The organism is Kitasatospora sp. NPDC023176 (assembly GCF_055560495.1).
The window spans coordinates 96,259-113,352 of the sequence record NZ_JBVHIP010000003.1 but is presented as its reverse complement, the minus strand read 5'-3'; the positions used below and the strand labels follow the sequence as shown (position 1 = coordinate 113,352).

Below are 17,094 nucleotides of genomic sequence, written 5' to 3'. Positions count from 1 at the left end.
TGGGCCGAGACCGACCGCACCTGGGTCATGCCGCCACCGTTCGCGCCGCTGGAGTCGGTGGGCGGCGGGGTGTAGTCCGCGCCGGCCCAGTCGATCGGGCGGACCTGGGCCTGCATGCCGTTCTGGACCCAGGCGCGCAGCTGCGCCCCCGGGCAGTCGGTGGAGTTGCCGGGGAGCATGCCGTGGTAGGTCTTGTCGAGGACGTGGCCGGCCATGTCGCAGGCCTTCTCGTACATCGACCGGATCGCGGACAGCGCGATGTCGGTGGCGTCCCCGCTCTCGCCGATGAAGCAGACGCCGATGTGGCTGGTGTTGGCCCCGTAGGCGTGCGCTCCCTGGAGGTACCAGCCGCGGCCCTCGAAGATCCGGCCGCTGGTGTCGACCAGGAAGTTGTAGCCGATGTCGGACCAGCCGTTGGAGTCCATGTGGTAGTTCTGGATCGACCGGAGCGTCTGGGTGGTCGGCCCGTCCGAGTAGTGCACGGTGAACCCGGTGCGGGCGCTGATGTCCACCGGCGTGATGTCCTTCGCCGGGCGGGCGCCCCACTGGGCGCGGCCGTAGATGTGCAGCGTGTCGGAGTCGGGGCCGCCGCCGGTGCCCGCGCCGGTCCTGAACTCGTCCCGCTGGACGTACGGGTAGAGCTTTCCGGGGCAGTCCGTGTGGGTCTTGGGGCGCACGTCCGTGTGACCGAGGATCTTGCTGCCCGCGCCCTTCTCGCTCCTCAGGTAGCTGCACAGGACGGTGATGCTCCTGACCATCGCCGGGGTGACGTCGTCGTCGGAGCCGATCAGGCCCATGATGGCGTAGTAGTCGCTGTTGGCCCCGGGCGTCTCCTTGCTGTTCGCGGCGGACCGCCGGTCGGCTCCGCGCCCCTCGTATATGCCGCCGTGCTTGCAGACCACGAAGTTGTACGGGATGTCGTCGTACGGGTCTTCCTTCTTGCCGACCTGGACCTCGAACTCGTCGATGATGTCGTAGTTCATCGAGTCGTCCTGGATCTTCCGGACCAGAGCGGCGCACTGGTCGTGAGGATCGACGGCTTTGTTTCCTCCGCCCTCGTGGTGGATGACCACGCCGCCCTTCCACGGGGTGAAGGGGTCCGGGTCGATCTTCTTGGGCTTCTGGGCGCCCCATTCACTGCGCGAGATGATGGTGACCATCTGGTTCTCCGGATTCCGTGCTGAGCTTGCTGATGCGGCGGGCGTCGAACTACGTCGGTGGGGGCGTCACGCGGCCCCGATGACGCCCCCGTCCGTCCGCTGGATCACGAGCACGGCCGAGCGCGGCCGGCCGGCGGGGTCGTGGTCGGGCCAGTTGCTGACCACGCGGGGATCGTCCTGGGTGGGCGTGCCCCAGGCGAGCGTGTGCTCGCCCGGGTGCTGGACGTTGACGAACATGGTGCGGCGGTCGGGCGTGGTGACGGAGCCGGTGATCTGCGCGCCGCGCGGGCCGGTCAGGAAGCGGCGGATCTCGCCGGTGGCCGGGTCGGCGGCCAGCAGCGCGTTGTTGCCCAGGTGTTCGTGGCCGCTCTCGGCCCGGTTCTGGTCGTAGGCGGAGATGCCGGTCCCGATCCACAGCCGGCCGTCGGCGTCGGACCACAGGTTCGTCGGCGAGCCGAACATGCCGGCGGTGTCCAGGTGGACCTGCCGATCGTGGGCCGGGTCGCCGGCGAGCACGAAGACCTCCCAGTGGAAGCCGGTTGCCCGGCCCTCGCCCTGATCGGCCTTCGCGTCCTCCCGCCACCGGATGATGTGGCCGTACGGGTTGTCGGCGCGGGGGCTGACCGCGGCCCGGTGGGCGTTCGGGCCGGAGGAGCAGTGGCCGAGGCCGGGGCTGTTCGCGAGCGCGCAGAAGGCCGTCCCGTCCGGGCCGACCGAGGTCTGCTGGGGGCGGTCCAGCGGGGTGGCGCCGAGGGAGTCCGCCGCCTGCCGGGCGCGCAGCAGCACGTCGGCCTGGTCGGCCCAGCCGTTGGCCGGGGTCAGCGGGCCCTGGCCGTGGGTGAGCGGCAGCCAGCGGCCGGTGCCGTCGTCCTCGAACCGGGCGACGTACAGGGTGCCGTGGTCCAGCGGGCTGCGGCCCTGGGAGCGCAGCCGCCACCAGCTGTCCGAGCCCACGAACTTGTAGAGGTAGCCGCCGTTCTCGTCGTCGCCGCTGTAGACCACGACCCGGCCGGCGGACTCGGTCACGCTCGCCCCGACGTGCTGGAAGCGGCCCAGCGCGGTGCGCTTCACGGGCGGCGCCTGGGGTGCGCTCGGGTCGATCTCCACCACCCAGCCGAAGCGGTTGGCCTCGTTGCCGTTCGCCGCGAGGTCGAAGCGCGGGTCGGCGCGGTGCCAGCCGTAGCCGTCGCCGCGGGCGCTGACGCCGGCCCGCTTCTGCGCGCGGGTCGGCCGCCAGGTCGTGTCGTCGGTGCCGAAGTAGCCGGCGACGTTCTGCTCGCCGGCCAGGAACGTCCCCCACGGGGTCACACCGTGTGCGCCGGTGCCGAGCGTGCCCGTGGCGGGCGTGCCCGTGCGCAGGGCCGGGTGGTCGGCGTCCAGCGGTCCGGAGAAGGTGACGGGCGTGGCGCCGGTGACGCGCACGTTGCGCGGGGAGTCGGCGAGCTGCCAGCCGTCGCCGGTGCGGTGCACCTCCAGCACGCTGACGCCGTGCGCGGCGAGCGCCTTGGCGACCTGCTCCTTCGTGAGCTTCGTACCGCCGCGGCCGTACAGGAGGGCGGCGTCGGTGGACTCGTGGGTGAGCACCAGCGTGCCGCGGGAGTCGTCGGTGCCCGGGAAGAAGTGCAGTCCGGCGTGGTGGGAGCCGACCTGGTCGGCCTGCTCCGCCGCGGTGTTGCCGCCGTCGGCGCGCCACTTCGGGCCGCTGTCGCGCACCGGCTGCCCCCACGGCGCGAGCACCCGCACGGAGTACCCGGCGGGCACGGTCACGGCGTCGGCGCTGCTCGTCGGCACGGCGGTGAAGCCGAGCGGGTGCGCCGCCGCGCCGGCCGCGCCCGGCTGCCCGGCGGACGCGGCGGAGGCGGGGGACGCGGAGAGGCCGAGGAACGCGGCCAGGGCGATGGTGCCGCCGGTCAGGGCCTGACGACGCGACAGGCCGGCGGCCACCACGTCGTCGAACGTGTGGCGGGGTGCTGACTCCGGATGCGGAGTGTGGTGATCTGGCATGGTCGCCACCCAAGGGAGGTCGGCCCGCAGGAGCGGGGTGCAGGGAGGAGGACCGACCGCGCTCACCGTCCCTCGTGGTCGGGAGGCATACGGCGACGGCCGGCCGTCGCCGGAGCGCAAGGGTCGCCGGCGGGGACTCGCGAAGCTGAACCTAGGTCCACATCAGGGCCCGCAGCCATACCGAACCCGTCTCAACCGTCCCGACCCTCGGTTTGAGACACCGTGAGACAGCGCAGGTGGGAACCGGTTGCGGGCCGGCGGGCATGGTGGAACCTGGATCCGGCGGTCTGCGTATCAGCGAGGACGGCCGGGAGGACGGGACGAGCGGGTGGAGGCGGTTCATGCAGTCGACGCGGGAGCGGCGGGGAGTCTGGTCGAGGGTGGCGGCCGCCCTGGTGCTGGCCACCGGCGGCACGCTCATCGGCAACAGCCGGATCCTGGCGAGCTGGCGGCTCTGCCTGGGCCAGGACCACGAAGCGAACCCGAACCTGGCGCTGGCCACGGAGCTCTGGTGGGTCTTCACGCTCGGCGCGCTGCTGGTGCTCGGCGCGCTGCTGGGCCGCCTGCCGAGGGGGCGCCGCTACCGGTTCCCGGTCCAGCTCGTCGCCGCCGTCGTCCTGACCTGGCTCTACGTGACCGGGATGGGGGCCCCGGCGCCGGTGCTGCCAGGGCAGCCGCCGGAGTCGGTGTGCCGGGTGCTGCCGTCGTTCCCCTTCACGGGCTGAGCAGCCCGGGTGGCCGCGTACCGGCCCCGGCCGTGGTCGCTGTCCGGCTGTGGGTCGCCGCCCGGTCCGACGGGCCGTACGCGAAAACGCTCGGCCGGGAGATTCCGGCCGAGCGTTTCGTCAGTCCCCTGCGCGACGGATCGTCAGCAGGTCAGCACGTTCCACGGGGTGGCGTAGAAGTCCAGCTTGGACCAGGTGTTCGGGCCGACGATGCCGTCGGGCTTGAGACCGGCGCAGGTCTGGAACTTCCGCACCGCGGCGAGGGTGTTCTTGCCGAACTGCCCGTCGACGTCCAGGTTGAAGGGGGTGGGGAAGAGGGTGGAGGAGGCGTTCAGTTCGCACTGCATGGACTTGACCTCGTTGCCGGAGTCGCCGTAGCTGAGCTCGGGCTGGTTCCAGCTGTACTGGCCGCAGTCCGAGCTCTGGGCCGAGGCGCTGCCGGCGGTGGCCACTCCGAAGCCGACGGCCAGGGCGGTGGTGAGGACGACGGCCGTGAGCTTGTTGCGCATGTTGGTTCCGTTCGACAGCTGGGTGATCGTTCGGGGCGTACCGGCCCCAGGGGTGGGGCCGCGACTACACGCACCAGACGGGGGTGGTGCCCTGGTTGCTCTGGTAGTCCAGCTTGGCCCAGGTCAGCGGGCCGACGATGCCGTCGGGCTGGAGACCGGTGCAGGTCTGGAACTTCTGCACCGCGGCGAGGGTCTTGGGGCCGAAGTACCCGTCGACGTCCGGGCCCATGTATGCGAGGGAGTTGTAGAGCTCGCACTGCAGGGCCTTGACCGCGTCACCGCTGTCGTCCTTGGAGAGCTCCGGCTCGCTGGTGCTGTAGCCGCCGCAGAGCTGGCTCGGGGACGTCGCGGCCGAGGCGCTGCCGGCGGTGGTCACACCGAAGCCGGTGGCCAGGAGGGTGGCGATCGCAACGGCCGCAAGCTTGTTGCGCATGGTTCTTCCTTCGGGACAGGTGAGGGGGAGGACTTGGTCGGGCCGGATCAGCAGAGGTAGTTCGCCGCGGTGTCGATGTCGCTCTGGTAGTCCAGCTTGGCCCAGGTCAGCGGGCCGACGATGCCGTCGGGGTCGAGGTGGGCGCAGCCCTGGAACTTCTGCACGACGGCGAGGGTGTTCTTGCCGAAGACCCCGTCCACCTGCAGACCGGCGCCGCGCACGCTGTAGTTGAGCTCGCACTGCAGGGCCTTGATCTCGGGGCCGGAGTCGCCGTAGCTCACCTCCGGCTCGTTGTCGCTGCTGAAGCCGTAGGAGCTGCACACGGCGGGGGTGCTGGCGGAGGCGGTGGTGGCGGTGCCGACCCCGAGGCCGGTGAGCATGACGGCGCCCGCGACGGCGGCGGCGATCCTGGTGCGCATGGGAGTTCTCCTTCAGGAGGGCAGGCGAATGGGCCCGGGGCGGGTGGCCCCGGGTGACAGTGGTGGATCCGGCGCGGGTGACGGTCGGTGTCACCCGCGCGTGGGGGTGGGTCAGGCGGTGACGTGGTACCAGTAGCCGCCGGTGCGCAGGGTGACGTAGTGCACGTTGGTGCCCGTCTCCTTGGCCTCGTACATCATGTCCGCGCCGGTGGCGGAGTCGGTGCCGGCGTAGAGCACCACGTGCACGGTGTTGTGGGCGTCGGTGCCGAAGTACTCGACGTCGCCCGGCTGGCGCTGGGCCTCGGTGATGGGGGTGAGGTGCTTGTCCAGGGTCTGCTCGGTGGTGTCGCCGCCGTTGGCGAGGTCGATGCCGGCGCCGAACCAGAAGGCGGCCCGGACCAGGCCCGAACAGTCCAGGCCGGCCGTGGTGTTGGCCGGGCAGGGCTGGATCGAGCCGGTGTAGCCGTCACAGGTGCCCAGCGACGGGCCGGGGCCCTCGCCGCGCAGCGAGTGGCCGCCGCCCCACACGTACGGCACGCCCAGGTAGGACTGGGCCGCGTTCAGGACCCTGGTGGAGTCGATCGGGCCGCTGGGCAGCGGGGCGGGGGTGCCGGTGTAGAGGGCGTTCTTGACGCCGGTGCCGACGATCCCGTCGATGGCCAGGCCCTGTGCGGCCTGGAAGTTGCGTACGGCGGTGTCGGTGGCCGGCCCGAACTGCCCGTCCACGACGAGGCGGCCGGCGTTGAAGGTGTTCAGCATCGTCTGCAGGGTCGAGACGCACTGCCCGCTCGCCCCGGTCTGGAGGTCCCCGCACTGGGTGCGCAGGTCGACGGTGCCGGAGGCGGCGGTGGCCGCCGTGTCGAGCGCCGACTTGGTGGCCGGGCCGACGATGCCGTCCGCGGTGAGGCTGTGCGCGCCCTGGAAGGTGCGCACGGCGGTGGCGGTGGCGGGCCCGAACTGGCCGTCCACGGTGAGGTGGGCGCCGGTCAGGTTGAGCTCCGCCTGGAGCTGGGTGACGCAGCCGTCGGCCTCGCCCTGCGTCAGGTTGGCCGGGCAGGCCGGGGAGGTGATCGGGATCGGGGCCGGCGCGGTCGCGGCGGAGGCGGTGTAGGCGCCGACGCCGGTCAGCGCGGCCGCCAGGGCCAGGCCCAGCGACAAGCGGTGCCGGGCGGGGAGGAGGGTGCTCACAGGAGGGTCTCCGGATCCGTGGTGATGCGTCAGGGGGCGCAGGTACTGGGCCCCCTGACGCCCGGGTGTGCTCGACGGGCGGGTGCTACTCGAACAGCCCCGAGTCGCTGGGCACAAAGGGGAAGCAGGCCCCGGACTTCCCGCCGTACTGCCGGTCGCCGTGGTACAGGATGTTGTCGCCGGTGAAGGGGCCGACGATGCCGTCCGGCTGCACGTGTTCGAGGGTCTGGAACCACACGACCTGGTCCTTGGTCTGCGGGCCCCAGGTGCTGTCCTCGTCGATGGCCGCCCGGTTGTTCTGCAGGGCGACTTCGTTGATCAGGTGCTGGACGCACCACACCGCCGTGCTGTTGTTGGCGTAGCCGTCGCCTATGTACGACGCGCTCTGGCTGGCGTTGGCGGTCCCGGACAGGCCCAGCAGCGCGGCACCGGCCAGGGTCAGCGCCGCCGCGGCGCGGCCGAAGGACTTCGCGGGCATGTGTCGCTCCTCGCAGTACGGGTGGTCAGGGGCCGTAGGTGGTGGGGATGTACTGCCAGCAGTAGGCGTCGTAGCTGCCGACGTAGTACGGGTCGCCGTCGCTGATGATCGCGTTTCCGGTGAGCGGGCCGACGAAGCCGTCGGGGAGGAGCGACCGGCCACTGAGGAAGGTGTGGGACTGCAGCCACTGGACGGCGGACTTGGTCTGCGGGCCCCAGATCCCGTCCTCCGCCACCGGCGCGGGGTGGTCGGCCTGATTGGTGGTGTTCAGGAAGTGGTTGAGGTTGTGCTGGACGCACCACACGGCGTGGGTGTTGTCGGCGTAGCCGTCGCCGAGGGTCGGGGCGCTGGGGCTGGCGCCGGCGGTCCCGGACAGGCCCAGCAGCGCGGCGCCGGCCATGGCCGCCGCGACCACGCCGCGGCCGTAGTTCCTCTTGGTCATGCGTCTGTCCTCCTGCGCCGGATGATCAGGGGCCCTCGACGGTCGGGATGTACTGCCAGCAGGGGGAGCTGGAGGTGCCGACGGAGTCCGGGTAGCCGTCACCGACGATCAGGGATCCGGTGAGCGGGCCGACGATGCCGTCGGCCTGGAGCCACTGGCCGCCGACCATGGAGTCGGTCTGGAGCCACTGGACGGCGGCCTTGGTCTTCGGGCCCCAGATGCCGTCCTCGTCCAGCGGTGCCGGGCGGTTGGTCCGGGTGGTGATGCCGATGAAGTGGTTGAGGTTGTGCTGGACGCACCACACGGCCTGGGAGTTGTTGGCGTAGCCGTCACCGATGTACGGCGCGCTCTGGTTGGCGCTGGCGGTGCCGGCCAAGGCGAGCAGGGCGGCGCCGGCGACGGCGGTCGCGGTGGCGGTCCTGGTGATGCGGGACATGAGGCTCATGGCGTGCTTCCCCCCGGGGAGCGGCGTCGGTTTCGGCTCGTGATCACATCGAGCTGCGGGCAGAACTGTGCCCTACCCGCCGTCCGTGCGGGAGGTGTTTCGGCGTCCCATCGGTCCCAGGGACGTGTCCCACGGCGCGGGCCTGCGGGGTGGGACGCCGTTTCCAGCTGACAGTGAGACACCGGTGGGGGCGAGCACCTTGCGTTCGATACCCCCCATGGGTATAAATGAACTCGGCACCGCCCGATACCCCTCCAGGGTATGAGGGCCCGGCCGCGCACGGACCTCGAAGTACCCGACTGTCGCGAGGAGCAACGATGACCACCCAGGCACCCGCCTCCACGGAGGTGGAACTCTCGATCGGCGGAATGACGTGCGCCTCCTGCGCGGCCCGCATCGAGAAGAAGCTCAACCGGATGGACGGCGTCGCGGCCACCGTCAACTACGCCACCGAGAAGGCGAAGGTCACCTTCGAGGGCGAGGTGGAGGTCGCCGACCTGATCGCCACCGTCGAGGCCACCGGCTACACTGCCGCGCTCCCCGAGCCGCCGGCCGCCGAACCGGCGGGCGCCGAGCGGGCCGAGCCCGCCGACGAACTGGCCCCGCTGCGCCAGCGGCTGTTCACGGCGCTGGCCCTCGCGGTGCCGGTGATCGCGATGGCGATGGTGCCGGCTCTCCAGTTCGACAACTGGCAGTGGCTGTCCCTGACCCTCGCCGCCCCCGTGGTCACGTACGCCGCCTGGCCGTTCCACAAGGCCGCGTTCACCAACGCCCGGCACGGCGCCGCGACGATGGACACCCTGGTCTCGCTCGGTACGGGCGCCGCGTTCCTGTGGTCACTGTGGGCGCTGTTCTTCGGCGACGCCGGGATGCCGGGCATGCGGCACGGCTTCGAGTTCACCATCGCCCGCAGCGACGGCGCGTCCGACATCTACCTGGAGGCGGCGGCCGGAGTCACCGCCTTCATCCTGGCCGGGCGCTACTTCGAGGCCCGCTCCAAGCGCACCGCCGGGGCCGCGCTCAAGGCGCTGCTGGAACTGGGCGCCAAGGACGTGACGGTGCTGCGCGGCGGAGCCGAGGTGCGGATACCGATCGCCGAACTGGCGGTGGGGACGCGCTTCGTGGTGCGCCCCGGCGAGAAGATCGCCACCGACGGCACGGTGGTCGAGGGCGCCTCCGCGGTGGACGCCTCCATGCTCACCGGCGAGTCGGTGCCGGTGGAGGTCGGGGTCGGCGCCACCGTCACCGGCGCCACCGTCAACGCGGGCGGCCGGCTGGTGGTCGAGGCCACCCGGGTCGGCGCGGACACCCAGCTCGCCCGGATGGCCAGGCTGGTCGAGGACGCCCAGAACGGCAAGGCCGCCGCCCAGCGCCTCGCGGACCGGATCTCCGCGGTCTTCGTCCCGATCGTGATCACCCTCGCGGTGGCCACCCTCGGCTACTGGCTGGGCACCGGCGAGGGCTGGACGGCCGCCTTCACCGCCGCCGTGGCCGTGCTGATCATCGCCTGCCCGTGCGCCCTGGGCCTGGCCACCCCGACCGCGCTGCTGGTCGGCACCGGCCGCGGCGCCCAGCTCGGCATCCTGATCAAGGGCCCCGAGGTGCTGGAGTCCACCCGCAAGGTCGACACCATCGTGCTCGACAAGACCGGCACCGTCACCACCGGCCAGATGACCCTGCTCGCCGTGCACACCGTCGAGAACGTCACCGAGGCCGAGGTGCTGCGCCTGGCCGGCGCCCTGGAGCACGCCTCCGAGCACCCGATCGCCCGGGCGATCGCCACCGCCGCCGCCAAGGCCGGCGAACTGCCCGCCGTCGAGGGCTTCGAGAACGTGCCCGGCCTGGGCGTCCAGGGCGTGGTGGACGGCCACGCGGTGGTGGCCGGCCGGGAGGCGCTGCTCAACGAGTGGTCGCAGTACCTGCCGCCCGCGCTGGCCGAGGCCAAGCGCGGGGCCGAGTCGGCCGGCCGCACCGCGATCGCGGTCGGCTGGGACGGCGAGGCCCGGGCCGTGCTGGAGGTCGCGGACGCGGTCAAGCCGACCAGCGCCGAGGCCGTCGGCAGGCTGCGCGCCCTGGGACTGACCCCGGTGCTGCTGACCGGCGACAACAGGCTGGTCGCCGAGGCGGTCGCGGCCGAGGTCGGCATCAGGCCGGAGCACGTGATTGCCGAGGTCATGCCGCAGGACAAGGTCGACACCGTCAAGCGGCTGCAGTCCGAGGGCAGGGTCGTGGCGATGGTCGGCGACGGCGTCAACGACGCGGCCGCGCTCGCCCAGGCCGACCTGGGCCTGGCGATGGGCACCGGGACGGACGCCGCGATCGAGGCGGGCGACCTCACCCTGGTCCGCGGAGACCTGCTGGCCGCGGCCGACGCCATCCGGCTCTCCCGCAAGACCCTCGGCACCATCAAGAGCAACCTGTTCTGGGCGTTCGGCTACAACGTCGCCGCCCTGCCGCTGGCGGCGGCCGGGCTGCTCAACCCGATGATCGCGGGGGCGGCGATGGCCTTCTCCTCGGTCTTCGTGGTCGGCAACAGCCTCCGGCTGCGCCGCTTCCGCTGAGCCCGCCCGCTCGACACGCTCCCTCCGCCGGGCCGGTGCCCCGGGACCGACACCGGTCCCGGGGCACCGGCGCGTCCGGTCGCATGCCCGACCGCGCAGGTGCGGCCGGGGCCGACGTGCCGTCGTCACGCACCGTAGTGGGGATCGAGCGGAGCGGGACCGACCGAGGCGGCCCTCCTCATCCTGCCCCGACCCGCTCTTGACGGGTGTTTTGCCTTCACTTGGGGTGGCGCTCACCAGGGTCCTACTCTGCCGCGACCGGACCGAGATGTGACGCTCCGACACTTGTTAGGCAAGCCTTTCCTGCCCTAGGTTCTGGTCTCGCCAGGTCGGAGCCCGGCGTCAGTCACGAGCCCGTACGGCCGACCCCCGCCACCCTCGGAGGACCCTCACCATGCCCGGAACCGCCATGCCCGGAACCGTTCGACACCGAACCATCCGGCCCCTCGCGGGACTGTCCCTCCTCGCCGCCAGCGCGCTCGCCCTCACCGCCTGCGGCAGCTCCGGCGGCACGGGTGGCACCGACAACGCCACCGCGGCAGGCGGCCAGACCATCACCGTCTACAGCGGCCAGCACGAGCAGACCGTCAAGGCGCTGACCGGGGACTTCACCAAGCGCACCGGCATCAAGGTCGAACTGCGCTCCGGCGACGAGGCCGAGCTGGCCAACCAGATCCTCCAGGAGGGCGACGCCTCCCCGGCCGACGTCTTCTACGCCGAGAACCCGCCCGCGCTCACCGTCCTCGACGACAAGGGCCTGCTCGCCAAGGTCGCCCCGGACACCCTCAAGTCCGTCCCGGCCGCCGACAGCTCGGCCAAGGGCGACTGGGTCGGCGTCTCCGCCCGCACCGCCGCCTTCCTCGCCGGCACCGGCAAGGGCGCCGACACCGCACCGCCCGCCTCCGTGCTCGACCTGGCCAAGCCCGAGTGGAAGGGCCGACTGGGCTTCGCTCCCAGCGAGACCGACTTCGCCCCGGTCGTCACCCAGGTCCTCAAGGCCAAGGGCGAGGACGCCGCCAAGCAGTGGCTCAGGGGCCTCAAGGACAACGCCAAGACCTACGACAGCAACGAGAACCTCTCCGCCGCCATCAACAGCGGCGAGGTCGAGGGCGGCGTCATCGACCACTACTACTTCTACCGGCTGCGCGACGAGAAGGGCGCCGCCGAGACCCACGCGACCCTGCACTACTTCCCCAAGGGCGACCCGGGTTCGCTGATCGACGTCTCCGGCGCCGCCGTCCTCCGGCACGGCAAGCACCAGGCCGCCGCCCAGGCGTTCCTCGGCTACCTCGCCTCCGCCCCCGCCCAGACCGTCATCGCCAACTCCGCCAGCTACGAGTACCCGCTGGTCGCCGGCGTGCAGGGCAAGCCCGAACTGCCCGCCCTGGACGGCCTCGGCACCGTCGCCGACCCGGCAGCGCTCGGCGACGGCAAGCAGGCGCTGGCCCTGCTGCAGGACGCCGGACTCCTCCAGTGACGACCCCGGTGGCCGGTCGGTGGTGGCGGGCCGGCGGTCTGCTCGCCCCCGCCGCCGTCGCCGTCGTCGCGGTGGTCGCCGCACCGCTCGGTTTCGTCATTGCCCAGGCCGCCCAAGCCGGTTGGGACCAGGCCCGGCGGCTGCTCGGCCGTCCGCTGATCGCCACCCTGCTCTGGCACACCCTCAGCCTGGCCGCCGCCGTCACCCTCGCCACCGCCGTCCTCGGCTTCGGCGCCGCCTACCTGGTCGAACGCACCACCCTGCCCGGCCGCCGGGCCTGGACCGTCGCGCTCGCCCTGCCGTTGGCCGTACCGGAGTTCGTCCGCGGCTACTCCTGGGTCTCGCTGTTCCGCTCCGTCCACGGCTACTGGGGCGCGGTGCTGGTGATGACCTGCTCGCTCTACCCGCTGGTCTTCCTCCCGGTCGCGGCCGCCCTGCGGAACGGCGACGCCGCCGCGGAGGAGGTCTCCCGCTCACTCGGCCGCGGCCGCCTCGCCACCCTGTGGCGGGTCACCCTCCCGCTCACCCGGCCCGCGCTGGCCGGCGGCGTGCTGCTGGTCTCGCTCTACCTGCTCGGCGAGTACGGCGCCTTCGCGATGCTGCGCTACACCACCTTCGCCACCGCCGTGTTCACCCAGTACAAGCTCGGCTTCGACGCGGCCTCCGCCTCCCTGCTCACCCTGGTGCTGATCGCGCTCGCCCTGCTGCTCGTCGCCCTGGAGGCCTGGGCCGGGCGCCGGGCCCGGATCACCCGGCACGGCGCCCTCGCCCGCCCCGCCGTGCCCGCACGGCTCGGCGGCTGGACCGCCCCCGCACTGGCCGGGCTGGCCGCGCTGGTCGGCACCTCGCTCGGGGTGCCGCTGTACGCGCTGGCGTACTGGCTGGTCAAGGGCAGCTCCACCACCCTGCCCTCCGCCTCCGTCCTCGGCGCCACCCTGGCCACCCTCGGGTACGCGCTCGGTGCGGCCCTGGTCGCGACGGTCTCCGCCGTCCCGGTCGCCCTGTACGGCTGGCGGCGCGGTACCCGGCCCGCCCGCGCGGTCGAACGGATCGCCTACCTCACCCGGGCGCTGCCCGGCATCGCCGTCGCCCTCGCGGTGGTCTTCTTCGCCGTCCGCTGGGCCCGGCCGCTGTACCAGCAGCCGCCGATGCTGATCCTCGGCTACGTCCTGCTGTTCTTCCCGCTCGCGCTGACGGCCGTGCGCGCCGCCCTCGCCCAGGTGCCGCCCGGTGTCGAGGAGGCCGCCCGCTCGCTCGGTACCCGGCCGCTCGCCGTGCTCGGCCGGATCACCCTGCCGCTGGTGCTGCCCGGCCTCGGCGCCGCCGTCGCCATGGTCGGCCTCACCGCCTCCACCGAACTGACCGCGACCCTGCTGCTGCGCCCCACCGGCACCCAGACCCTGGCCACCCAGTTCTGGGTCTACACCAGCGGCCTCGCCTACGGGGCGGCCGCCCCGTACGCGGCGCTGATGGTGCTGCTGTCCGTCCCCTCCGTCCTGCTGCTGACCCGCCGTGCCACAGGGCCGGCCCTCGGCCGTCCCGGGAGCAACCCATGACCGGACTGTCCGTCCTCGACCTGCACGCCACCCACGGGCGCAGCCCGGTCCTGCACGGCATCGACCTGACCGTGCCGGACGGCGCCCTCGCCTGCGTGCTCGGCCCCTCCGGCTGCGGCAAATCCACCCTGCTGCGGGTACTGGCCGGCTTCCACCCGGCCGCCGCCGGGCAGGTCGTGCTGCACGGCCGCGTCCTGGACGACGGCCGCGACCGGCTCGCCGCCGAACACCGGGGCATCGGCCTCGTCCCGCAGGACGGCGCGCTGTTCCCGCACCTGAGCGTCGCCGCCAACATCGGCTTCGGCCTGCCCCGTGCGCAGCGCCGCGCCCGGGTCGGCGAACTGCTCGACCTGGTGGGCCTGCCCGGCCTGGCCGAACGCCGCCCGCACCAGCTCTCCGGCGGTCAGCAGCAGCGCGTCGCCCTGGCCCGGGCGCTGGCCCCCCGCCCCCGCCTCCTGCTGCTGGACGAGCCCTTCGCCGCCCTCGACGCCGCGCTGCGCGCCGAACTGCGCCGCGAAGTCGCCGCCGCCCTGCGCCAGTCCGGCACCACGGCGGTGCTGGTCACCCACGACCAGGACGAAGCGCTCTCCTTCGCCGACACCGTCGCCGTACTGCGCGACGGCCGGATCGCCCAGGCGGGCAGCCCCGACGAGCTGTACCACCGGCCGGCGGACGCCGCCGTGGCCGGCGTGCTGGGCGAGGCGAACCTGATCCCGGCCGAGGCCAGGGGACTTGAGGCCAGGACCGCCCTCGGCGTCCTCCCGCTCGGCACCCCCGCCTCCGGGAGCTCGCTCGCCCTGCTCCGCCCCGGCCAACTCCGGCTCACCGCCGAGCCGGCGGAGCGCGCCGTCCCGGCGAAGGTGATCGGCAGCGACTTCCGGGGCCACGACCACCGGGTCGAACTCCGCCCCGAGGCGGCCGGACTGCCGGAGGTGCTGATCGCCTCCGCCGACCAACCCTGGCCGGTCGGCGGCGAGGCGTACGTGAGCGCCGTCGGGCCGGTGCACGTCCTGACCGAGGCCTGACCGGGGCCGTGACCGGGGCCCTGACCGGGCGGGGCCCGTCGGGCGGTCGCCGTGCGACCGCGCCGTCCGTCGGGCCGGCGGCCCCGGCAGTGGCCCGCCCGGCCGGCCACCGCGGGAGGCTCCCTGGCCGGCGGACCGGTGTCGGCCGGGGGTTAGAGTCCGGCCCATGGACGAGAACACCGCACTCTGGCACCGGATCGCCGACCTCCTGCCCGACGACGCCGCCCAGGGCGTCAAGGACTGCTGGGCGATCGGCGAGCAGGAGAGCGGGCTCGGACTGCTGGTCGAAGGCCTGCTCGCCCGCCAGATCCCGATCAGCGGTACGGACCGGGCACAGATCTCCGTACTCGCCGAGGAGTGGGGCGAGCGCGAGCGGCTCACCCCCGGGCTGCTGCGCTGCCCGGGCGACGACGCGGCCGCCCCGGTCCGGCTGCTCGACGGCGAGCGCGACGAGGCCGAGGTGGTGACCGGCTGGAGCGAGCCGGAGCTGGCCGACCTGGTGCTGGTGCCGTGGATCGGCTGCACCCGCTGCGGCCGGATCCTGCTGCGCGCCCACCGCTGGGAGGCCTGGGACGACTTCTCGTACCTCGCCGAGCACTACGTGATCAGCACCCCGGACGGCGACCGGGCGCTGCGGATCCTCCCGCAGGACGCCGCCAGCGCGGCCTTCGCCGAACTCCTGCACGGCTGCCCGCAGGAAACGCCTCAGCTCTCCTCCGGCAGCTCCACCGCCTGCCACCGGTAGGCCGCGTCCTCCTGCCACACCTGCAGTTCGCCCTCCACCACCGCCGCCAGGCACAGCCGCCAGTCGTCCCCCATGGCGAGGGCGACCCGGGTGGCCGGGCGCAGGGTGGGCCGCCACCAGCGCGGGCGCCGGGAGGCCCCGCCGGGTGGCAGCCGGAGCCGGACGCCGCCCGCGCCGGCCAGGGCGACGGTGGGCCCACCGCGGTGGCCGATCATGGCGATGCCGAGGGAGAGCTCCCCGTCGCCGATCTCCGTACCGGGCCCGGAGCCGGCCGGGCCGAGGGTGTGCAGCTGGGCGGAGCCGTCCGGCCGGAGGGTGGCGGCCTGCGGTCCGGCGGAGGTGCGGGCCAGGGCCCCGGCGCGCAGGGTGCCGGGCGGGCCGAGCGGGACGGGCCGTTCCCCCGAGCCGGGCCGCCAGCTGAGCACCCGTTCGCGGTGTTCGACCAGCAGCAGCCAGGTGCCGGGCCGTTCCTCCTCGGCGGCGAGCACCCGGTCGGCGGGGCAGCCGGGGTGTTCCTGACCGGTGAGGGTGAGGCCGGGGGCCCAGCGGTAGGAGCGCAGGCCGCCCGCGGCGGCGGTCCACACGGTGAGCTCGCCGGCCGCGCCGACCGCCCCGGCCAGGCCGCTGATCCCGCGGGCCGCCTCCCACCAGCCGGCCGCGGTGCCGACCCACAGGGTGCCGGAGCGGTCCTCCGCGCAGACCACCAGCTCGCCCTGGCGCCCGGCCCAGCCCGCCGCCAGCTCGCGGACCGCGCCGGGGCCCTGGCCGGCGGGCAGCCGGTGGTCGGTACGGCCGGGGCCGGCCAGTGCGGTGCCGTCGGCGCCGCCGGTGACCACCAGCGGCCGGCCGGCCCGGTCGGGCAGCACGGCCAGGCCCGCGGTGCGCGCCACCGGGCGGTGGGCGCGCAGGAGTTCCCGGCCGCGGGCGGCCCAGGGGCCGAGCGGGGCGGGGCGGCGGTCGGGTTCGCGGGCGAGCGGTTCGCAGGCCCACCGGGCCAGTTCCTCGCCGTAGCCGGCCGCGAGCAGTTCGGCGCGGGCCTGTTCGGCGGCGAGCCGGTGGTCGAGCCGGCCGTGGTCGGGCAGCAGCAGGGTGCGGGCGAGGGTGCCGACCGCGAAGAGGTCCTTGGCGGTGGTGGGGAAGCCGCCGACCTGCTCGGCCTCCGGCGGTACGTGCCCGGGGGTGAACACCGCGACGGTCAGGGTGTGGTCGAGCGGGGCGAGGAAGGTCAGGTCGATCAGTTTGACCAGGCCCTGGGCGTCCACCAGCACGTTGGCGGGGGAGATGTCGCGGTGCACCCAGCGCTTGCGGTGCAGCTCGTCGACGATCCGGCAGAGCCGGGCCAGCACTTCGGCCATCGCGGCCGGCCCGCCGCGCTGGCCGCGGGCCCAGGTGTGCAGCGGTACGCCCTCGACCCAGGGCGAGATCTGGTAGCCGAGCAGCCCGCCGGAGGGCGCCGCACCGGGCCGGTGCGGGGAGGGGCCGAGCAGGAAGCTGGGCACCACCAGGTCGGTGATGCCGAGCCGGTGGGCGTTGTGCGAGACGTCGTCCCAGCGGCCGAGCCAGCGCCGCACCTCGGACGGGTCCCGCTCCAGCATGATCTTGGCGGCGACGAGTTCCTTGATCCCGTTGTGTCCGGTGCGCACGGCCCGCCACACCTCGGCCTCGCCGCCCCGGTGATGGAACTCCAGGAGTTCGTACTGTTCGGGGTCGAACTCGGGCCCGAAGCGGAGCCCGGGCACCCAACGAGACTCGGACACTCGACCCCCGACGCTTCTGACCGCTGCTGATGCGCAGCCAGGATAGTCCGGGTTCCTGTTCGGCCGCCCGGGGGAGGGCCTATTCTGTTGGGCGCCCGGGCAACATCACGAAACGACGTCAACTCATGATCGTACGGGGCTTGTTGATCATGGAGTGGACGGCTGTCGAA

General features: G+C 73.5%; 16 protein-coding genes. 6 read left to right on the top strand and 10 right to left on the bottom strand.

Going from position 1 to position 17,094, the window contains the following annotated elements; all coding sequences use genetic code 11:
- Together ACZ3YL_RS06400 and ACZ3YL_RS06395 are read right to left on the bottom strand one after the other, a co-directional pair.
- Positions 1 to 1,160 (bottom strand): peptidoglycan recognition protein family protein (locus tag ACZ3YL_RS06400; RefSeq protein ID WP_465655857.1); only part of this gene is annotated, 1,160 nt, incomplete at its 3' end.
- A 66-nt stretch (positions 1,161 to 1,226) separates the two neighbouring features.
- On the bottom strand, positions 1,227 to 3,164 hold the full coding sequence (locus ACZ3YL_RS06395; protein ID WP_465655855.1) for a PhoX family protein: 1,938 nt from the start codon (positions 3,162 to 3,164) through the stop codon (positions 1,227 to 1,229).
- 341 nt (positions 3,165 to 3,505) lie between these two features.
- Between ACZ3YL_RS06395 and ACZ3YL_RS06390 the strand changes: the two genes are divergently transcribed.
- Positions 3,506 to 3,889 (top strand): hypothetical protein, encoded by a 384-nt coding sequence (locus tag ACZ3YL_RS06390; RefSeq protein ID WP_465655853.1) that lies wholly within the window; start codon positions 3,506 to 3,508, stop codon positions 3,887 to 3,889.
- A 143-nt stretch (positions 3,890 to 4,032) separates the two neighbouring features.
- On the opposite strand, the gene ACZ3YL_RS06385 is transcribed toward ACZ3YL_RS06390, so the two are convergent.
- From ACZ3YL_RS06385 to ACZ3YL_RS06355, 7 genes are all read right to left on the bottom strand, one after another.
- Entirely contained in the window at positions 4,033 to 4,398 is a 366-nt protein-coding gene (locus tag ACZ3YL_RS06385; protein ID WP_188306275.1) for a peptidoglycan-binding domain-containing protein, read from the bottom strand.
- A 64-nt stretch (positions 4,399 to 4,462) separates the two neighbouring features.
- Positions 4,463 to 4,831 (bottom strand): peptidoglycan-binding domain-containing protein, encoded by a 369-nt coding sequence (locus ACZ3YL_RS06380; RefSeq protein WP_188306276.1) that lies wholly within the window; start codon positions 4,829 to 4,831, stop codon positions 4,463 to 4,465.
- Positions 4,832 to 4,878: 47 nt separating this feature from the next.
- Positions 4,879 to 5,250 (bottom strand): peptidoglycan-binding domain-containing protein, encoded by a 372-nt coding sequence (locus tag ACZ3YL_RS06375; protein WP_188306277.1) that lies wholly within the window; start codon positions 5,248 to 5,250, stop codon positions 4,879 to 4,881.
- A 111-nt stretch (positions 5,251 to 5,361) separates the two neighbouring features.
- Positions 5,362 to 6,438: a peptidoglycan-binding protein gene (locus ACZ3YL_RS06370; protein WP_465655850.1), complete on the bottom strand. Its 1,077-nt coding sequence runs from the start codon at positions 6,436 to 6,438 to the stop codon at positions 5,362 to 5,364.
- A gap of 85 nt (positions 6,439 to 6,523) precedes the next feature.
- Entirely contained in the window at positions 6,524 to 6,916 is a 393-nt protein-coding gene (locus tag ACZ3YL_RS06365; protein WP_465655848.1) for a peptidoglycan-binding protein, read from the bottom strand.
- 25 nt (positions 6,917 to 6,941) lie between these two features.
- Positions 6,942 to 7,358, bottom strand: a complete 417-nt coding sequence (locus ACZ3YL_RS06360; RefSeq protein ID WP_188306280.1) for a peptidoglycan-binding domain-containing protein — start codon at positions 7,356 to 7,358, stop codon at positions 6,942 to 6,944.
- Between the two features lie 25 nt (positions 7,359 to 7,383).
- Positions 7,384 to 7,803: a peptidoglycan-binding domain-containing protein gene (locus ACZ3YL_RS06355; RefSeq protein ID WP_188306281.1), complete on the bottom strand. Its 420-nt coding sequence runs from the start codon at positions 7,801 to 7,803 to the stop codon at positions 7,384 to 7,386.
- A gap of 317 nt (positions 7,804 to 8,120) precedes the next feature.
- Between ACZ3YL_RS06355 and ACZ3YL_RS06350 the strand changes: the two genes are divergently transcribed.
- The 5 genes from ACZ3YL_RS06350 (at position 8,121) to ACZ3YL_RS06330 (ending at position 15,167) form a co-directional block, all read left to right on the top strand.
- The gene (locus tag ACZ3YL_RS06350; protein ID WP_188306282.1) at positions 8,121 to 10,364 is read left to right on the top strand and encodes a heavy metal translocating P-type ATPase; all 2,244 of its coding nucleotides are present in this window, start codon (positions 8,121 to 8,123) and stop codon (positions 10,362 to 10,364) included.
- A 409-nt stretch (positions 10,365 to 10,773) separates the two neighbouring features.
- The gene (locus ACZ3YL_RS06345; protein ID WP_465655845.1) at positions 10,774 to 11,841 is read left to right on the top strand and encodes an iron ABC transporter substrate-binding protein; all 1,068 of its coding nucleotides are present in this window, start codon (positions 10,774 to 10,776) and stop codon (positions 11,839 to 11,841) included.
- On the top strand, positions 11,838 to 13,397 hold the full coding sequence (locus tag ACZ3YL_RS06340) for an ABC transporter permease (RefSeq protein WP_465655843.1): 1,560 nt from the start codon (positions 11,838 to 11,840) through the stop codon (positions 13,395 to 13,397). The genes ACZ3YL_RS06345 and ACZ3YL_RS06340 overlap by 4 nt, the downstream gene beginning before the upstream one ends.
- Positions 13,394 to 14,422, top strand: coding sequence for an ABC transporter ATP-binding protein (locus ACZ3YL_RS06335; RefSeq protein WP_465655841.1), 1,029 nt, complete (start codon positions 13,394 to 13,396; stop codon positions 14,420 to 14,422). Before ACZ3YL_RS06340 ends, ACZ3YL_RS06335 begins: the two co-directional genes overlap by 4 nt.
- A 166-nt stretch (positions 14,423 to 14,588) precedes the next feature.
- Entirely contained in the window at positions 14,589 to 15,167 is a 579-nt protein-coding gene (locus ACZ3YL_RS06330; RefSeq protein ID WP_465655839.1) for a hypothetical protein, read from the top strand.
- Here the strand turns inward: ACZ3YL_RS06330 and ACZ3YL_RS06325 are convergent.
- On the bottom strand, positions 15,128 to 16,906 hold the full coding sequence (locus ACZ3YL_RS06325) for a protein kinase domain-containing protein (protein ID WP_465655837.1): 1,779 nt from the start codon (positions 16,904 to 16,906) through the stop codon (positions 15,128 to 15,130). The two genes, ACZ3YL_RS06330 and ACZ3YL_RS06325, sit on opposite strands and share 40 nt — an antisense overlap.
- Positions 16,907 to 17,094 lie beyond the last annotated feature (188 nt).

Coding starts and splice junctions, on each gene's coding strand:
- ACZ3YL_RS06395 (WP_465655855.1), bottom strand. CDS start 3,164: ATGCCAGATCACCACACTCCGCATCCGGAGTCAGCACCCCGCCACACG.
- ACZ3YL_RS06390 (WP_465655853.1), top strand. CDS start 3,506: ATGCAGTCGACGCGGGAGCGGCGGGGAGTCTGGTCGAGGGTGGCGGCC.
- ACZ3YL_RS06385 (WP_188306275.1), bottom strand. CDS start 4,398: ATGCGCAACAAGCTCACGGCCGTCGTCCTCACCACCGCCCTGGCCGTC.
- ACZ3YL_RS06380 (WP_188306276.1), bottom strand. CDS start 4,831: ATGCGCAACAAGCTTGCGGCCGTTGCGATCGCCACCCTCCTGGCCACC.
- ACZ3YL_RS06375 (WP_188306277.1), bottom strand. CDS start 5,250: ATGCGCACCAGGATCGCCGCCGCCGTCGCGGGCGCCGTCATGCTCACC.
- ACZ3YL_RS06365 (WP_465655848.1), bottom strand. CDS start 6,916: ATGCCCGCGAAGTCCTTCGGCCGCGCCGCGGCGGCGCTGACCCTGGCC.
- ACZ3YL_RS06360 (WP_188306280.1), bottom strand. CDS start 7,358: ATGACCAAGAGGAACTACGGCCGCGGCGTGGTCGCGGCGGCCATGGCC.
- ACZ3YL_RS06355 (WP_188306281.1), bottom strand. CDS start 7,803: ATGAGCCTCATGTCCCGCATCACCAGGACCGCCACCGCGACCGCCGTC.
- ACZ3YL_RS06350 (WP_188306282.1), top strand. CDS start 8,121: ATGACCACCCAGGCACCCGCCTCCACGGAGGTGGAACTCTCGATCGGC.
- ACZ3YL_RS06345 (WP_465655845.1), top strand. CDS start 10,774: ATGCCCGGAACCGTTCGACACCGAACCATCCGGCCCCTCGCGGGACTG.
- ACZ3YL_RS06335 (WP_465655841.1), top strand. CDS start 13,394: ATGACCGGACTGTCCGTCCTCGACCTGCACGCCACCCACGGGCGCAGC.
- ACZ3YL_RS06330 (WP_465655839.1), top strand. CDS start 14,589: ATGGACGAGAACACCGCACTCTGGCACCGGATCGCCGACCTCCTGCCC.